The sequence below is a fragment of the Campylobacter sp. P0085 genome (assembly GCF_002139495.1).
Classification (GTDB): Bacteria; Campylobacterota; Campylobacteria; order Campylobacterales; family Campylobacteraceae; genus Campylobacter; species Campylobacter devanensis.
Map to the genome: position 1 here is coordinate 57,272 of NZ_MJKB01000003.1, position 17,349 is coordinate 74,620.

General features: G+C 33.0%; 17 protein-coding genes. 3 read left to right on the forward strand and 14 right to left on the reverse strand.

What is annotated here, in order from left to right; all coding sequences use genetic code 11:
* Positions 1-9 precede the first annotated feature (9 nt).
* Genes CIGNP85_RS03855 through lpxB form a run of 7 tightly spaced genes read right to left on the reverse strand, consistent with a single transcriptional unit; the run spans position 10 to position 6,094 of the window.
* On the reverse strand, positions 10-966 hold the full coding sequence (locus CIGNP85_RS03855) for a chemotaxis protein (RefSeq protein WP_086225514.1): 957 nt from the start codon (positions 964-966) through the stop codon (positions 10-12).
* On the reverse strand, positions 959-1,675 hold the full coding sequence (locus tag CIGNP85_RS03860) for a UDP-2,3-diacylglucosamine diphosphatase (RefSeq protein WP_086268844.1): 717 nt from the start codon (positions 1,673-1,675) through the stop codon (positions 959-961). The genes CIGNP85_RS03855 and CIGNP85_RS03860 overlap by 8 nt, the downstream gene beginning before the upstream one ends.
* On the reverse strand, positions 1,672-2,691 hold the full coding sequence (gene argC / locus CIGNP85_RS03865; RefSeq protein WP_086241739.1) for an N-acetyl-gamma-glutamyl-phosphate reductase: 1,020 nt from the start codon (positions 2,689-2,691) through the stop codon (positions 1,672-1,674). Before argC ends, CIGNP85_RS03860 begins: the two co-directional genes overlap by 4 nt.
* A gap of 1 nt (position 2,692) precedes the next feature.
* On the reverse strand, positions 2,693-3,445 hold the full coding sequence (locus CIGNP85_RS03870) for a restriction endonuclease (RefSeq protein WP_086241740.1): 753 nt from the start codon (positions 3,443-3,445) through the stop codon (positions 2,693-2,695).
* Positions 3,438-4,541, reverse strand: a complete 1,104-nt coding sequence (locus CIGNP85_RS03875; RefSeq protein WP_086287223.1) for a DNA cytosine methyltransferase — start codon at positions 4,539-4,541, stop codon at positions 3,438-3,440. The genes CIGNP85_RS03870 and CIGNP85_RS03875 overlap by 8 nt, the downstream gene beginning before the upstream one ends.
* Position 4,542: 1 nt before the next feature.
* Positions 4,543-5,028 (reverse strand): transcription elongation factor GreA, encoded by a 486-nt coding sequence (gene greA / locus CIGNP85_RS03880; protein ID WP_086241741.1) that lies wholly within the window; start codon positions 5,026-5,028, stop codon positions 4,543-4,545.
* A gap of 40 nt (positions 5,029-5,068) precedes the next feature.
* On the reverse strand, positions 5,069-6,094 hold the full coding sequence (gene lpxB / locus CIGNP85_RS03885; RefSeq protein ID WP_086287069.1) for a lipid-A-disaccharide synthase: 1,026 nt from the start codon (positions 6,092-6,094) through the stop codon (positions 5,069-5,071).
* Between the two features lie 78 nt (positions 6,095-6,172).
* Here lpxB and surE point away from each other — a divergent pair, with 78 nt between their 5' ends.
* Genes surE through CIGNP85_RS03900 form a run of 3 tightly spaced genes read left to right on the forward strand, consistent with a single transcriptional unit; the run spans position 6,173 to position 8,461 of the window.
* The gene (gene surE, locus CIGNP85_RS03890; protein WP_086287071.1) at positions 6,173-6,943 is read left to right on the forward strand and encodes a 5'/3'-nucleotidase SurE; all 771 of its coding nucleotides are present in this window, start codon (positions 6,173-6,175) and stop codon (positions 6,941-6,943) included.
* 1 nt (position 6,944) lies between these two features.
* Positions 6,945-7,583, forward strand: a complete 639-nt coding sequence (locus CIGNP85_RS03895) for a ThiF family adenylyltransferase (protein ID WP_086287072.1) — start codon at positions 6,945-6,947, stop codon at positions 7,581-7,583.
* Positions 7,580-8,461 (forward strand): nuclease-related domain-containing protein, encoded by an 882-nt coding sequence (locus tag CIGNP85_RS03900; RefSeq protein WP_179187365.1) that lies wholly within the window; start codon positions 7,580-7,582, stop codon positions 8,459-8,461. The genes CIGNP85_RS03895 and CIGNP85_RS03900 overlap by 4 nt, the downstream gene beginning before the upstream one ends.
* On the opposite strand, the gene CIGNP85_RS03905 is transcribed toward CIGNP85_RS03900, so the two are convergent.
* From CIGNP85_RS03905 to carB, 7 genes are all read right to left on the reverse strand, one after another.
* Positions 8,454-8,876 (reverse strand): Sua5/YciO/YrdC/YwlC family protein, encoded by a 423-nt coding sequence (locus CIGNP85_RS03905; RefSeq protein WP_086268839.1) that lies wholly within the window; start codon positions 8,874-8,876, stop codon positions 8,454-8,456. The genes CIGNP85_RS03900 and CIGNP85_RS03905 overlap by 8 nt on opposite strands.
* 191 nt (positions 8,877-9,067) lie before the next feature.
* Positions 9,068-9,295, reverse strand: coding sequence for an acyl carrier protein (locus tag CIGNP85_RS03910; protein WP_086233995.1), 228 nt, complete (start codon positions 9,293-9,295; stop codon positions 9,068-9,070).
* 3 nt (positions 9,296-9,298) lie between these two features.
* Positions 9,299-10,399, reverse strand: coding sequence for a diaminopimelate decarboxylase family protein (locus tag CIGNP85_RS03915; protein ID WP_086287075.1), 1,101 nt, complete (start codon positions 10,397-10,399; stop codon positions 9,299-9,301).
* Positions 10,396-11,862 (reverse strand): AMP-binding protein, encoded by a 1,467-nt coding sequence (locus CIGNP85_RS03920; protein ID WP_086287076.1) that lies wholly within the window; start codon positions 11,860-11,862, stop codon positions 10,396-10,398. Before CIGNP85_RS03920 ends, CIGNP85_RS03915 begins: the two co-directional genes overlap by 4 nt.
* Complete coding sequence (locus tag CIGNP85_RS03925; protein WP_086251624.1) at positions 11,859-12,746, reverse strand: hypothetical protein; 888 nt, start codon at positions 12,744-12,746, stop codon at positions 11,859-11,861. Before CIGNP85_RS03925 ends, CIGNP85_RS03920 begins: the two co-directional genes overlap by 4 nt.
* 7 nt (positions 12,747-12,753) lie before the next feature.
* On the reverse strand, positions 12,754-13,734 hold the full coding sequence (locus CIGNP85_RS03930; RefSeq protein ID WP_086287080.1) for a hypothetical protein: 981 nt from the start codon (positions 13,732-13,734) through the stop codon (positions 12,754-12,756).
* Between the two features lie 315 nt (positions 13,735-14,049).
* Positions 14,050-17,304 (reverse strand): carbamoyl-phosphate synthase large subunit, encoded by a 3,255-nt coding sequence (gene carB / locus CIGNP85_RS03935; protein WP_086287082.1) that lies wholly within the window; start codon positions 17,302-17,304, stop codon positions 14,050-14,052.
* Between the last annotated feature and the right edge of the window lie 45 nt (positions 17,305-17,349).

The window sequence follows — 17,349 nt, forward strand, 5'->3', positions numbered from 1 at the left end:
AATCACCTCTTAACTGATATATTTTTTGCGTGATTCAATCACTTTTGAAACAGCGGCATAAAATTCTGTAGCATTAAATTTAGTTAAGAACACATCACCGCCTGCATCCTTGCCATGAAGCTCACTAAATTCATTACTCAATGATGAGTTAAAGATAATAGGAATATTAGCAAATCTCTTATCATCTTTTACATTAGCTGCAAAGTGAAAACCATCCATCTGAGGCATCTCAACATCGCTGATAATAACACGTAGATTTTGTTCTAAGTCATTTTTATACATTGAGTAAAGATCTTCTAGCTTCTCAAGTCCTTCAACGCCATCTTTTGCCTCTACTACTCTTAAACCCATTTTTGTTAATGCATCACTAACTAAACGTCTAGCTGTAAGGCTATCATCTAAAATTAGTGCTACACCACTAAATTTATGTATCTCATTTACCTCAACTTCCATTTTTGGCTGATATATTCCTAGTTCTTCAACAATACTTTCTAAATCCAAAATAAGTAAAACATCATCATTTTCAATTCTTGTTACGCCTGTGATTTTAGATCTGTCTAAAGTTCCAGTTCCAGCACTTCCAGCAAAATTTGCTGGTTCAATATCTTTCCAGTTTATACGTCTAATTCTTTTAGCTTCATGAACAATAAAACCAATAAATATATTACTAAACTCAGCAATAATAACTCTAGGTTTTACAAAGGCCTCTTTAGGCTCTTCAATTTGCATCCATTTAGCAAGACTAATAACTGGAATAACTACGCCACGAAGGTCAAAAATCCCCTCAATATAATCGGGCGTGCCTGGTAGTTCGGTGAGATTTGGCATTTTGATTATCTCTTTTACTTTAGCAACATTGACACCGTAAATACCCTCGTATACAGTATCTTTGCCCTTTTTTAAGATGCGAAAATCAACAAGCTCCATCTCATTCGAACCCGTTTTTAAGATATTATCATCAAACATTTGGGCTCCTTATAAGTCGAAATTTAATTTCATCGGCGTATTCTACAATAAAATAACTACGCTCAGACGCAAAACAAGGTAAATTTATATAATCTTTTGAATTTATTTCAAATCTAACCCCTTGATGATAGTGTCCTTCAATTACAATATCACCTTGGTAATTAGCGATTTTTTGACTTATTAGCTCTTTGAAATTTGGTATTTTATAGGATAAATTCTTATCTTTTTGAGTAGATAAAATCCACTTAGATATCTTGTGATTTAAACTCTTATCTATAAAATCCATCAATTTTAAAAACCTATTATTTCTAAGAAATTTAAGTATATTTTGTGTAAAAAATCCCAAAAATATATCTCCATGAGCTATTGCTACACACTTATCATCAAGGGTAAAAATAGCTGGTTGAGACGAGATAGGATAGATTGTGATACCCTTAAAAACAGAGCTAAGATTAAAATCATGATTGCCTTCAAAATAGTGAATTTCACTCTTTTTAGCAAGCAAATTTAGCTCTTCGATCCACTCTTTATAAAATATTTGAGTATAGCGTGTGGAGCTTAGAAAATCAAATATATCACCAACCAAAAATATCTGTGGTGGCAGCGGCAAAGCGCCGCTATTAAAATTTTTAATAAGTTTTAAGAATTGAGATCTTTTAGCGTTTTCATGTGCATCAGCTATAAAAATCGCCCCATCTAAAATTCTCATATAGAATTCCCAATAATCGGCAAAGCCACCGCCTCATCTATCCCGAGCATTAAATTCGCATTTGCTAAAGCTTGAGATGAAGCGCCACGAAGAAGATTATCTATACTAGAATTTATCCAAATCTTGCCACCATTATTTATCGCAAAAATATCACAAAAATGCGTCCCAGCGACATCTTTGATGCTAACTGGCTCACGCCTAATGCGTATAAATTTCTCATCTTTATAAAAATTTTCTAAAACGCTTATTGGGTCAATATCCTTAAATTCAGGCTTTAAAACCCCATAGCTACTAACTAGCATTCCACGACTAAGCGGGATTAAATGTGGCACAAACATTACATCAATATTGGTATTATGAGCTAAATTCAGATGCTCTTTAATCTCATCGCTATGCCTGTGAGTAAGTGGCGAATAGGCATTCATATTCTCATTTACGCTTATGAAGTGGCTACTAGATTTTAGGCTCTTTCCAGCTCCGCTTAATCCACTTTTAGCATCGATCATAACGCCAAATTTAGGATCTAACATATTGGCAAAAGGCAACAAACCCAAAAGCGAACAAGTAGGATAACACCCCGGATTAGCTACTAAATTTGCCTTTTTAATCCTATCTCTATTTATCTCCACTAGCCCATAAACGGCATCTTTTAATCCATCTTTATCCAAATGAGCGCAATAATTCTTCTCATAATTTTCTAAGCTCACACGATAATCAGCCGATAAATCTACGATTTTTATATCGCTTTTTCTTAGCTCTTTAGTGATTTTCATTCCTTCGCTATGTGGCAAAGCCAAAAATACTAAATCGCATCTAGCCTTGATTTCATCGGTATTTGCCGCTTCGATTGGCATATCGATAACGCCTTTTAAACTAGTAAAGCTTTGAGCTAAATTCCCACTACTACTAGCCCCCGCATAACTAAGCTTAAAATTTGGATGAGCCACTATCATTTTAACTAATTCAAGCCCCGTATAACCACTAATTCCAACTATCCCTACTCTGATCTTATCCATATCAACCTTCCATTATTTCATTAAATTTTGGTGGATTTTGGGTTAAAAGCCACTTAAAATAATTTTGTTCTATATTAAATACACTTTGCCCCTCCATCTGCTGCCTTGTGATCCAATTTAAATCATCATCGTAAATGCTAGAAATATCCACAAATGCTACCTGACCATTAAACAGATCAAAATGTAATAATATTGTTTTTTTATTATTTTCATAAAATAATCTTTTGGCTTCTCTTACTTTATGCTCTTTAATATCATTAATACCAACAAATCCACTTTGTATCTCGATGTGAAAGTCATTGATTCGCAAATCTGCGCTTGGCGTTCTTTTAAATGTATCTAAACTGCTAAAATCATCTCCTCCAATACAACTAATTTTTTCCATTTCAACCGAAAATATATCGCATAGAGAATTTTTAAAATATTCTACAACCAAATATCCACGAATCCAACTAAAATAGACTTCTTCTTTGCGTCTTCCTTGGTTATTTAATCTATCTATGATATTATTTTGTTTTAAGAGATTATAAACACCAAACAGATGTTTATCTAAAAATTTATCTATATCAATTTTATTAAAATAGATATTGTTTAACTTAATAAATATCTCGCACAAACGATGATTCAACAATTCTATATATCCAAAATCTATCTTTGGTTTTATATCTTTGGCCGATAAAAAATCCTTAAATAAAGCTTGATTATTAAAACCTAAAATCTTGCGATATTCCTTAAAATCAACCGAATTAAACATTAATATTATCCTTAAAATAATTTTCCACCGCCGTAGCAAGCGCAATGCTTAATAATGGCGGAACGGCATTTCCAATCTGCAATCTTTTATCTGTATTACTACCAAAAAATAAATAATCATCTGGAAAACTCTGCAATCTAGCCCCTTCTCTAATACTCATTGCTCTACTATCCCTAGGGTGAATACAGCGGGAGCTGCTCGGTGTAGAAAAATTCCTCGTGATGGTCGGTGCAGGTTTATTCCAAAACATCTTAGCATAGGTATTGCTGTATCCACTTTTAGGGCGAATCTCCGCTGGTAAATCATCTTTTGACTGACCATCTTTCAAAAATTGCATGATCTTGATTAAATTATTATTATTATTTGGACTTTCATGTTCGCTTAATTTTTTGCTAGTTCTTACAAATTGCAAAAATCTATTATTAGGATTAAATTTATATCCTAAATTATTGCCATTTTCTCCACTTTTTATACTTGGTAAATCATCTAACGCATCTTTTATACTGACAAAAGGCGATAGATTATCGCAATCAAAAAGAGTGGCATTTACCGGGTCATAATGCGTTGGAATAGGGAATTTAAATTCAGATTTATAACTATTTTTAATGCCTACTATAATAACCCTTTCTCTTATCTGCGGAACACCAAATTCCGCAGCATTTAAAATTTTAAAATTAATTCTATATCCTAAACTTTCAAATAACTTACAGATATCTTTAAACAAATTCCCTTTTTGCATAGATATTAAGCCAACTACATTTTCAAAAATAAACATACTTGGCTTGACAATTTCAATAATACGAAGATATTCTTTAAATAATTTTGCTCTATCATCCATCTTGCGTTTTCCAAGAGTTGAATAGCTTTGACAAGGAGGCCCTCCTAAAACTATATCAATAACACCAAATTCTGTTATATCCTCATAACTTAAATTTGCTATATCTTTACAAATTATATTCGTTGTGCTGTGATTTAATTTATATGCTTTAATTGCATTTTGGTCAATATCATTTGCCACCACAAGTTCGAAAAAACTATTATTTGCAAATCCAAAGCTCAGCCCACCAGCACCACAAAAAATATCCAAAATACGCAATCTATTCAAATTTAATTTCCCTATACTCTACGCTAACCACCTCTATCTCGCTTTTGCCATTTGGCAAGGTCAAAATCACCTCATCGCCTGCTTTTTTGCCGATTAATTGCTTGGCAATTGGTGTTGAAATAGAGATTAGCCCACGGCTAAGATCGCTCTCGGTTATCCCTACGATAGTGTATGTCGTCTCAACTTCGCTATCGATATCCATTATAGTTACAGTTGAGCCAAATTTAACCTTATCATGCTCATACTCACTAGGGTCAATTACCTTGGCTCTGCTTACTATATCGCTAAGTTCGGCTATGCGATTTTCTATAAAGGCTTGTTTCTCTCTAGCAGCGTGATACTCGGCATTTTCTTTTAGATCGCCGTGGCTTCTTGCTATATCTATCTCTTTTACTATCGCTGGTCTTTGGATTGTCTTTAGATCTTTTAATTCAGCTGTAATCTTCTCATAACCATAGATTGTCATTGGTTCTGTCATAGCTTTTCCTTTTAAATTTGATTTGTGATTTTATCCTATTTTATCTTAAAATCATATCAGCAATGCTCTTAGCACTTCCGTGTTTTAGATACTCTCTTAGCTCCTTAGCGGCCTTTATAAATTTATTTTCGTTATAATTATTATAAGATTTGATTAAATTTTGGGTGTTGGCATCTTCTTGGATTAGCTCATCATGTAAAGGCTCTTTACCCATAAAATCAAATATTATATTTGCCAGACCTGCATATTTTAACTTCACAAGTTTTCTAGCAAGCCATATATCAATCGCTTTTGCCTTATAGCAAAGCACAAAAGGCACTCCTATCAAGGCCGCCTCCAAAGTCGCTGTCCCAGAGCAGATAAAAGCAAAATCGCTTTTTATCAATGCTTCTTTAGTATCATAAACAATCTCAAATTCACTCACATCCCCATAATACTCAGCAATATTATTAGCCAAAAATGGTGGAATTACCAAAAGTTTTTTGCCATTAATGTTTTTAGCTACCTCTTTGTATAGCGGCATTAAGCGACTTATCTCGCTTCTTCTAGATCCTGGCATAAATGATATTATAGAGTTTTTCTTATAAGAATTTTTTTGAATATCTATCTCATCTAAGAGTGGATGGCCTACATATTGGCTTTTATGATAAAATTTACTATCAAAAGGCAAAATAGATGCCAAAGTATCGCAATATCTCTCTACCTTAGCTACTCGCTTTGGCTTCCACGCCCAAACCTGTGGCAAGATATAGTATATTATCTCACATTTTAAATTCGCCTCTTTTATCGCTTTTGCCAAAGGCAGGTTAAAAGCTGGGCTATCTATTAGCAAAACCTTATCGCAAGTTTTAGCTAGCTCCACCATCTGTTTTAACGCTCTTTTGGCCTTAAATATCAGTGGCAAAATCTCCACAAATCCCATAGCGCTAAACTCCTTACTATCATAAAGAGCAGCACCAAATCTCTTATCAAAAATCCCGCAAATCTCCACCCCATCAAGATGAGTTAAAATCTCTTTAAGGTGTAAATTTGCCGATGCTTCTAGGCAAGAAACTAAAATTTTCATAATTTCCCTTTTAAATTTAGCTCAAATTATAGCCAACAATTTAAAAATTATAGGTAAAATTAATCAAAAAGGATATAAGTGAAAGAGATTTTAATAACAAACGATGATGGTTTTGAAGCAGCTGGGATACTGGCTTTGCGTGATGCGCTTAGCCAAATAGCTAATGTAGTAGTAGTCGCCCCAAGTAGCGAAAAATCAGCTTGTTCGCACTCTATTACTCTTACTCGCCCACTTAGATTTATTCAACTTGATGATGGATTTTTCAAACTTGATGATGCTACGCCTAGTGATTGTATATATCTTGCGCTTGAGACAATGTATAAAAATAAAAAGCCTGATCTTATAATAAGTGGGATAAATCACGGCGCAAATGTAGGCGAAGATATCACCTATTCAGGCACTTGCGGTGGCGCTATGGAGGGCACACTTCAAGGAGTTTGCTCTATTGCGGTTTCGCAACTATATAAAAATGATAGTTTGGATAAATTTGGATTTAGCTTAGCTTGTGAAATTACTTTGGATTTAGTCAAAAATATATTTGAAAATGGCTATCCATTAAGCGGTAGAGAGTTTTTAAATTTAAATATCCCAGCTGTGCCAAAAAGCGAATATAAAGGGCTAAAAATCGTCCCCACAGGTCAGCAAAGCTACAATACAAACGCCCAAATCCATCGCAATCCAAGAGGGCTAGAGTACTACTGGCTAGGGACACCGGGGATTAGATATGCTGCTAATTTAGGCTATGAGTGTGATATATCAGCACTTGATGAAAACTACGCTAGTCTAACGCCAATTAAGCTCGATATGACCGCTCACAAAAGCATAGAAACTATAAAAAATTGGATTTAAAATGGTTGATAGATTTACTAGAAGTCGCTGGATTTTTGGCGATAAATTTCAAAAACTCCAAGACTTCAAAGTCTTAGTATGTGGCTGTGGCGGTGTGGGTGGCGTGTGTATCGATGCGCTTTATCGTAGTGGCGTTGGACATATCACGGCGATTGATTGCGATAAATTCGATATTACAAACCAAAATCGCCAAATAGGTAGCGAAAATATCGGTGAGTATAAAACAGATGTATTTGCTAGATTATATCCTGGCTTAAAGACACTAAATTTAAAGCTAACCCCTAGCGTGATAAGCGAATTTGATTTTAGTGAGTTTGATCTTATAATAGATTGTATCGATGATATCCCTGCCAAAGTAGCAATAGCCAAAATTTGCTCCAAAAGACTACTTAGCTCAATGGGTGGCGCTAAAAGGTTAGATCCAACAAAAATAAAAGTCGCAAGTATCTGGAAAACTACAAATGATCCATTTGCTAGAAAAATAAGATATGAGCTTAAAAAAGCTGGATTTAAAGGTGATTATAAGGTGGTATTTTCTACCGAAGCACCAAATTGTGTGAATTTAGGAAGTTTTATAGGTGTAACTGCTAGTTTTGGACTAAATTTAGCTAGTTTAGCTGTAAATAGGCTGATTAAATGATAAAAAACTTTTGGCAAAATTATAAGCTTGTCTCAAGCCCAAGCATAACTTTGCCAAATATGGCTAGTCGAGCTGGGAGTATAGCTGAGAGTGAATTTTTCGATACAATTAGCCAAATTAAAGGGCTAAATATCTACAAAAATAAGCGTGTCAAAGATAGCCAATCTGGATTACATGAGATTGATTTTATCATTGTAGATGGGCTTAATATCTATCTTATAGAGTTTAAGCACTGGGTTGGAAATATCGATATCAAGGGCGATGAGTGGATACAAACTACCAAAAATCGCACCACGCTTCATCAAGATCCATTTGCTAAACTGATTAAAAATACTCAAATTTTTAAAGATTATCTCCAAAATAAAGAGGTTGATTTGAGTAAATTTAATATTTTAAGCTTTGTTGTTTTTGACAAAACTAGAATCAATCTATCAAGGCAAATTCTCAAAAATAAGCAGATTATTACCAAACATAATTTTTTGAAATTCATAGATAAAAATCGTAGCAAAACTCGCCCCGATATAATCGAAGAAGATAAGCTTAAGCAGATATTAAGCTCTATGACGATCTGGTCAAGGCTGCATCTATATGGTGGTGAGATCTTAACAGGCTCGATTAGGTATTTTTTGATTGGTAGTAAAAAGAAAAAATTGCCAAAGCATTTTAGAGTAAATTTAGATCTAAACTGGCAAAGAAACAACACAATAAGCTTTATCAACGCACTATTTGGAAGACGAAAAAAGCTCAAAATCAAATCCAAAATTTACAAAATCCGCCCAAATGATAGCATAGGGTTTATAAAAGCTGGGGAATTTGAGATTAAGCATATTCAATTTGGCCTTATAGAAAAGATCGTAAAAGATGATGAGATCATCTAATCTTTTTAATATTGGTTTTTGAAATTTTATATATTTTTGAGGCTGGGGCTGGGGTGAATTTCGTATCTATGATTATATCCGCATTAGCCACCGCAAATTCGATATCAAATCCCTTTTTATGAGGGTTTGCGCTAGTAGAATATGCCCATCCTAACTTATCTAATAACTTAGCGTGTGGATGATCTTTTACCACTCTTATAGCTTGTGAGTTTGGGTAGATAAATGTTATTTTTTTGGTGCGGCGGATTAAATTTTTATATTTTTTAGGCGCTCTTGAAAGCTCTTTTAATGCGCTAAATTTACTTACACAGATCAAGCAAGGCTGATTTAAAGGGCGATTTTTAAGCCTGTTTAACTCTTCTAAGTTTTGGCTTAAAAATCCAGCCGTGGTATCAGTCTGAGCTAAATAGATCATAAAAGCCCTATCCTAGCCCCAAAATCAGCCACGCCATTATAATCAGTAGCAATAGCGATAAAATCAATATCCCTACTCATAACCTCATCTAACTTGATACTAAATTTAACCATCCAAACGCCTATAAAGTTTGATTTATTAGCGTAATTTTATTTAAAAATTTTAAATTTCTAATTTTTGATTAGATAAATTTAGCTATTTTGTATGCTTTTTATCATCTCCATTATGCTTTGTGCTGATTTGAAATTCTCATTTTTAATCTCAGATGGCGGAATCTCTATACCAAAAGTCTCTTCGATCTCAGAGATAGCATCAACAATATCAAATGAGCTAAATAGACCATCATCGACCAAATTTTTCTCATTTTCGTAGTCAATTTGGTCATTAACCCTTTTTAACGCCTCAATTAGTTTTGTCATTTTTTATCCTTTCATATTAAGATTGTATGTATTTTTTGGTTCTCTAATTAATTCAAATTTACCATTTTCATACATATAAATGCTAGGTAAATCCCTACTTAAAAATAGATAACTCGCCTCTGTACTACTATAAGCACCTGTATTCAAAAAGCATAAAATATCGCCAATTTTTAGCTCATTAAGCTCCGCACTTCTAGTTATAACATCATTTGTACTACAAATAGGACCACATAGAGTGTAGGCTTTAACTAGATTTTGATCGCTGGAATTTAAAATTATAGGATTTTTCATCCCCATCATTTGACCATAATAATTTAAATGATTCATTCCACCATCTAAAATAGCATAATTTACATTTTGACTAGTTTTGACATCCCCTACCTTACTAGCGTAAAATCCGCATTTAGCGACCAAATACCGCCCAAGTTCTACGCAAACTGGAATTTTAAAACTCTCAAGATCATTTTTTAAAGTTTCTAAATTTACACTATCTTTTTCTCCATCAAAATACGCCACACCAAGCCCAGCGCCATACTCAAGCTCTTTAAATTTATATTTACTTAAAAACTTACTCAATCTATCAATATCAAAATGCCGTTTTTTATCTCTGAAAGTTCCCGCAAAATAGTGAAGTCCCAAAATATCTAAACTATCATCTTTTAAAATCTCAAAAATCAAATTCTCATCGATACCAAATTGATTATCACTACTTAATCTTAAGAAAATACCAACACTTTTATCTAAATTTTTTATCATCTCTAATTGCGATTGACTCTCTATATTAAATAGCCTTACTCCGTATTCTAGTGCTGATTTTACGCCATCTAGGCTTTTTAAAACTCCTGTATAAAAAATCTTTTTAGCTGGAATTTTATAAGCTTTACAAATTTCAAATTCCCCCTCGCTACACACTTCAATGCGCTCCACAAAAGGCTCTACAATGCCTACTAAAAGAGGATTTGCCTTCATCGCATAGCAGAGTTTAAAAGGCCAAAGAGCATTTTTGACCATATTTAAATGCTCTTTTAAAATATCTATATCAAAGACAAAAGCTGGGCTATTTAGACTAGAATTTATATAGTTATGAGCCGTTTTTTCTATCATTTCATCTCCTTTAATGCATTTCTATCAATTTTCCCATTTTTATTTATTGGCATATTTTTTAGATAAATTAGCTTATTTGGTATCATATAAAATGGCAAATTCTCTCTTAAAAACTCGCTTAACTCGCTCGTCTTATCACTCCCACTATAATAGACATTAAGTTTATCATTTTCATAAATCGCACACACCATCTCTACGCCATTTAATTTGTGTGCCATTTTTTCTATCTCGCCTAGTTCTATCCTATGTCCCATTCGTTTGATTTGGTGGTCTTTTCTGCCTTTAAAATGTAAAAGATTATTCTCATCCAGATAGCCTAAATCACCAGTTTTGTAGTATCTCTGTCCTAACTCATTGGTGCAAAATACACTATTATCACCACCCAAATATCCAAGCCCTACGCAAATTCCACTTACACAAATTTGCCCAACTATATTAGTTTCTATGATAAGCTTATCATTTTCATCTATTAAAAATACAAGACGATTAGCAAAAGCCTTACCTATAATATCAAGCCCATTTTCAAATTCATCCCCACTAAGAGTATGATAAGTAGCATTACAAGTAATCTCACTTGGCCCATAAACATTGATAAATTCAGTATTGTCCAAATAAGAACTAAGTCTAGCTATATGCTTTGCTGGCATAATCTCGCCACTATAAATTATCTTTCTTAAATTTGGTTTTTTGTAGCTAAGGGCTTTCATTACACTTAAAAACACAAGCGCAGAAACAGCCCAAATCAGCACAGTGCTATCCTCTATAAAATCCATTAAATTATTAGCATTTGTAAAATACTCTCTTGGGATTAATAAGCATGAAGCACCTAAAAATAGAGTGCTATAAATATCTTTTACACTCACATCAAAGTCAAATGGCGCTTGATTTGCAAAAATATCGCTAGATTTTAACCCCAAAGTATCACAAAATATAGGGATAAAGTCAATCACACTAGCATGGCTGATTAATACTCCTTTTGGAATGCCGGTGCTACCACTAGTAAAATTACAATACAAAGGATTTGTGCTAATATGCCTATCTCTTATGATTTTTAAGATATTCTCATTTATGCTTGAATTTAGAATTTCGCTTATCTTAAAGACTTTTATATTTCTAAACAGCTCTTTTGTCTCATTATATATTTCATTATCACAAATAATAACACTTGGATTTAAAATTTCACGCATTGCGTTTTTTCTTACATTTGGCAAACTAGGCTCAATCACGCTATAAAAGCACCCCGCTTGAACAGCCCCAAGCATAGCGCACAAGCTAAGGCAAGATTTTTTAGCATGTATTGCTACTGCGCCATTTGCTTTAAAACTAGCAAGTGATGAGCCGATTTTTTTAGAATTTTCTAAAAGCTCTTTAAAGCTAAGCAAGTTATTATAGCCATCTTTAAAAGCTATTTTATCAGGATTATTTTCGGCTTGATTTTCTAAAAATTCTAAGATATTAGTCATTTATTATCCTTTGTAAAAGATATCTCTTTTTCTTGTGCTAAAAGCTCAAATATCTCATTTAATGAGCGTAAATTTCCATTTTTTACCACGCTAGATATTTCATTAGCTATTTTGTTTAATTCGATTTCATCATCTCTCAAACCAAAGTAATCAGGTATAGTCAGAATAAGCCGTTTTTTAAATTTATTCATATTTTCTATATCTATATTTGACAAAGTAAAAGGTATTAAAGAAAAATGCGAACTAATATCTAAAAAATTCACCTTTACATTTGAAAATTCTACCAATCTTAATGCTTCTTTGCTATCTACTATTTCATTTTTGCCAGCGATAATATATATTTTTAAATTTTCATTTTTTTCTTTTAATATCTCTTTTAGATTTCCATATTTTTTGAGATTTTTCAAAATTTCGTTATTTTCTTCGGCAAATTTTAAAAGTGATAAGTAATCATAACTAATTTTAGAATTTTCTAAAACAAAATTATTTTTTGGATATAAAAGTGTTTGTGCTGAAAAAACAAGAGCATTAAAATTAACACTTCTTAGTTGTTTAGAGAGTAAAATACCATACAAGCAACTAGCAAATCCACCCTTAGAAGTGCCAATTAAAATGATATTTGTATAGTTATGCTCTTTGATTATCATATATATAAATGAATTTATTGCTTCAACATTGGATAGATAATATACATTAGACTCACAAGCCAAATAGAGCACATCAAAATTATCTATATATTTATATAATGAAAAAGCCTCCTTTATAAATGAAAAACTTATAATCAAACTATTTTTGTAATCTGAATTTAAGCACTTTTTGTGTAATTCTGCTTTATAAAACTTTGGCATATCATAAATGATTTTTTCTATATCTTTTTTTAACATTTTATCTCTACTTATAAAGTGAAGTTATTTTACCGGTGGTGATGAGCTCGTCTATAAGTATATTTAAATTTTGAAAGCTTTTACCATCTTGATAAAATATTTCATTTACGATTTCTACTGCTTTGTCACTATCTTCATCGATTTTATCAGCTCCTTGAAGCTTGCCTACTAGATTAAATAATTTTTTTCTATCTTCTACATACTTATGATTTAAAAACATTATAGCAGTAACGTTATGGATGTGTGTTCTTATATCATCAAAAATTTTAAGATATTTACAATCACTAAATGATTGTGCGTTTTTATAATCTAGTTCATTAAATTTACCTATAATTACATAAATAAAAAGATTTTGCCTAGGAAGTTGAAGTTTGTGTTTAAGCACATCTACTGGGCCATATTTTCTTATATTTACGATATGATCTTTGATATGGACATCTGAAATATTATAGATCTTTTCTGAATGATCAGAGGCTGGAGCACAAGCTATAGTATAAAATTGAGTAAAAGCACATTTACCTGACAAAATTTGCGAATAAAGCAAAGCCGCTCGCCCAGTAGAAGAGCCACCAAATATGATAACCCTAGTATATCCAAATTCTCTAATTCTCTCAGTTAAAAAATTTACTAACTCATCAGTATGATGAAGAAAGTTAAAATTTCCATAACCACATTTAGATTTTAAAAATGTGTTCATATATTCAGAAGTATATTTGATATTAATAAAATTAGATTTAAAATAACTACTACCACCCCAAAAGACACCTTGTGAAAAAACAATAACAAGCGTATCTTTATAAAATGGATCGGCTGATTTTTTATAAATCATCTCATATTCTGGCGGTAATTTAGTATTTATGATATTAAGCTTTCTTTTGCTTGTCATGTATTTTAAATACCACTGCGTTGGCACTCTACGCCATGCCCAGCGAGATTTAAACGCATCAAAGAGTATAATTCTTAAAAATCTTATTATTTTTTCTTTCATCCATTCCCCCCCCCCAATTTTAAATTTATTAAATAATTTACAAATAAAGTGGTAATTCTACCCCCCCCCATAAACAAAAAGTAAATATCAGAGTAAAAATCATGATAAAAATTTAATGTTTAATTGCAATCAAAATGAAATTTTTATATTAATATTAATAAAATTCAAGAAATTTAAATTTAATTTATAGTTATCAATAAAATAGTAATTTTAAATTTGATTTATTGGATAAATTTGAGATATTTAGTTTCAGCTCTATAGCTACACTTTTTAAAATCATCTTAAAATGTAGCTATAAAATCTGTAATATTTATATTATTTTTTCAAATACTCTTGCAAGCTCTTAACTTCTAGAGCCTCTTCATTTGAGCTAATTGATTCAGCTGCTTTTAAAGCTGCATTCATATTTGTAAAATATGGAATTTTAAACCTTAATACCGCTTGGCGAATCTTAACTGCATCGCTTGTACTACTTTTAGAATCGCTAGTATTTACTGCTAGTGCAATTTGTGAGTTTTTGAGCTTATCTTCGATATTTGGACGGCCTTCACTAATTTTATAAACCATCTCGCATTTTACTCCAGCTTGAGCTAGAGTTTTATATGTACCACCAGTTGCTACAATCTCAAAACCTAAATTTTCAAATTTCTTAGCCAGTTCAATACCGCGGTTCTTATCTGCATCAGCTAAACTGATAAAGACAGTACCACCACTTGGCAAGATATTTTTAGCTGCAATTTGCGATTTAACAAAGCTCTTTTCAAAACTATCACTAATACCCATAACCTCACCAGTACTTTTCATCTCTGGCCCTAAGATTAGATCAGCTCCACTTAATTTATTAAATGGGAACACGCTCTCTTTCACGCATACCACGCCATTTAAACTAGGCTTATAAATTTCGCCATCAAATTTAACTACTTTAAATTGATCATAAAACTCAAGCGCCTCTTTTAAATTACCTTGCCACATTACGCGTGTTGCCACCTTGGCCATTGGCAAGCCTGTAGCTTTACTGACAAAAGGCACCGTGCGACTAGCCCTTGGATTAACCTCAATGATATAAAGTTTATTATCATACACAGCAAATTGAATATTCATAAGCCCTATAACACCAAGCTTCAAAGCGATATCTTTGGTGCATTTTTCTACTTGATCTATGATATCTTGGCTTAAGTTTTGCGGTGGAAGTATGCTAGCACTATCACCACTATGAATTCCAGCCTCTTCTATATGCTCCATAATTGCACCGATATATACATCTTTGCCATCGCTAATAGCATCTACATCAAGCTCAGTTGCATCTTGCAAAAATTTATCAAGTAAAACTGGAGAGTTATTACTAACTCTAACTGCTTCACTCATATACTCTTTAAGCTCAATCTCGCTATGGACTCTTCTCATTGCTCTACCGCCTAAGACATAGCTAGGACGAACTAAAACTGGATAGCCGATTTTATTTGCCTTTTCTAGTGCTTCAGATTCGCTAATAGCAGTATCATTATCGGGCTGAGCTACATTAACTAAGCGAATAAACTCACTAAATTTTTTTCTATCTTCAGCAATATCAATTACCCTAGCTGTAGTTCCAATGATCTTAGCACCGATCATTGATAAGCGTTTAGAAAATTTAAGTGGAGTCTGTCCACCAAAATGAACGATAACGCCATCTGGACTTTCACGCTCAATTACCGCTCTTAAATGTTCAAAATCAATTGGTTCAAAATATAAAATATCGCTAGTATCATAGTCAGTTGATACAGTTTCAGGATTACAATTATACATAATAGTTGTAACACCTAAATCTCTTAAAGCATAACTAGCATGAACACAACAATAATCAAACTCAATACCTTGACCTATACGATTAGGGCCTCCGCCAATTATTAAAACTTTTTTATTATTACTATTTGTAGGTAGATTTGGTAGATTTGGAGTGATATTTGTGCTACTATATAGATATGGAGTTAGTGCTGGAAACTCGCCACCACAAGTATCAACCTCGCTATATTCTAAGCCGATTTGGTGACGCATTCTAGCATAATATATATCGTTTTGACTTAGTTCTAGATTATCTTTAGAATTGATTAAATGCGCTATCATCTTATCGCTAAAGCCCCAAGTTTTAGCCTTTCTTAATAGCTCTTTATCATTTAAAATATCCATATCTATACGGTCTTCAAATTCAATTATCTCATAAATTTGAGTTAAGAACCATCTATCAATTTTGGTTAATTCATAAACATCTTCTACGCTTTTGCCATTTCTAAAAGCTTGTGCAATATATAAAATTCTATTTTCATGGCCATTTCTTAATCCAAAAACCAAATCTTCGTCACTTAAATTTAGATAATTAAATCCACTATAATCTTTTTCTAAGCTACAAAGAGCCTTTTGGACGCTCTCTTTAAAACTTCTACCAATTGCCATAACCTCGCCAACACTTTTCATCGCAGTGCCTAGATATGGATTAGAACCCGGGAATTTTTCAAAGGTAAATCTAGGAATTTTAGTTACTATATAATCAATTACTGGCTCAAAACTTGCTGGTGTTCCTGTAATATCGTTTTTAATCTCATCAAGAGTAAAGCCCACAGCAAGCATTGTAGCGACCTTAGCAATTGGGTAACCTGTAGCCTTACTAGCTAGGGCTGAGCTTCTGCTAACTCGTGGATTCATCTCAATTACAGTCATTCGGCCATTTTTTGGATTTACAGCAAATTGCACATTGCTGCCTCCAGTATCTACGCCAATTTCACGCAAGATTTTAAAGCTTGCATCACGCATATATTGATACTCTTTATCAGTTAGCGTAAGAGCTGGAGCTACAGTTATAGAGTCTCCTGTATGCACGCCCATAGGATCAAAGTTTTCAATAGAGCAGACGATAATGCAGTTATCAGCTCTATCTCTAATAACCTCCATCTCATACTCTTTCCATCCCAACAAACTCTCTTCGATTAAAATCTCATTTATTGGACTAGCCTCAATCCCACTCTCAGCAATATCTCTAAACTCATCAAGGTTATATGCCACACCGCTACCAGCACCGCCAAGAGTATAACTAGCTCTAATAATAAGCGGAAATCCAATCTCATTAGCAGCTTTTAGTGCTTCTTCCATATTATATGCATACATAGATTTTGGTAGATCCATACCGATTTTTAGCATCGCTTCTTTAAAAGCAACCCTATCTTCTCCTTTTTTAATTGCTTCTGGATTAGCACCTAGGAATTTAACATCGCCAAGCATATTATTTTCATAAAGCTCCATAGCTACATTTAAAGCAACTTGACCACCCATCGTAGGCAAGAGCGCATCTACATTTTCTTTTTTAATAATTCTACTAATGCTCTCTTTAGTAATTGGCTCAATATATGTTGCATCGGCAAAATCTGGGTCTGTCATAATCGTAGCTGGATTTGAGTTAATTAGCACTACTCTATATCCTAGCTCTTTTAAAGTCTTAGCAGCCTGAGTACCACTATAATCAAATTCACAAGCTTGGCCAATGATAATAGGACCACTACCTATTAATAAAATTGTCTTGATATCTTCTCTTTTTGGCATAGTTCTACCTCTCTTAATTTATATGCATTTTAAGATTATCAATTT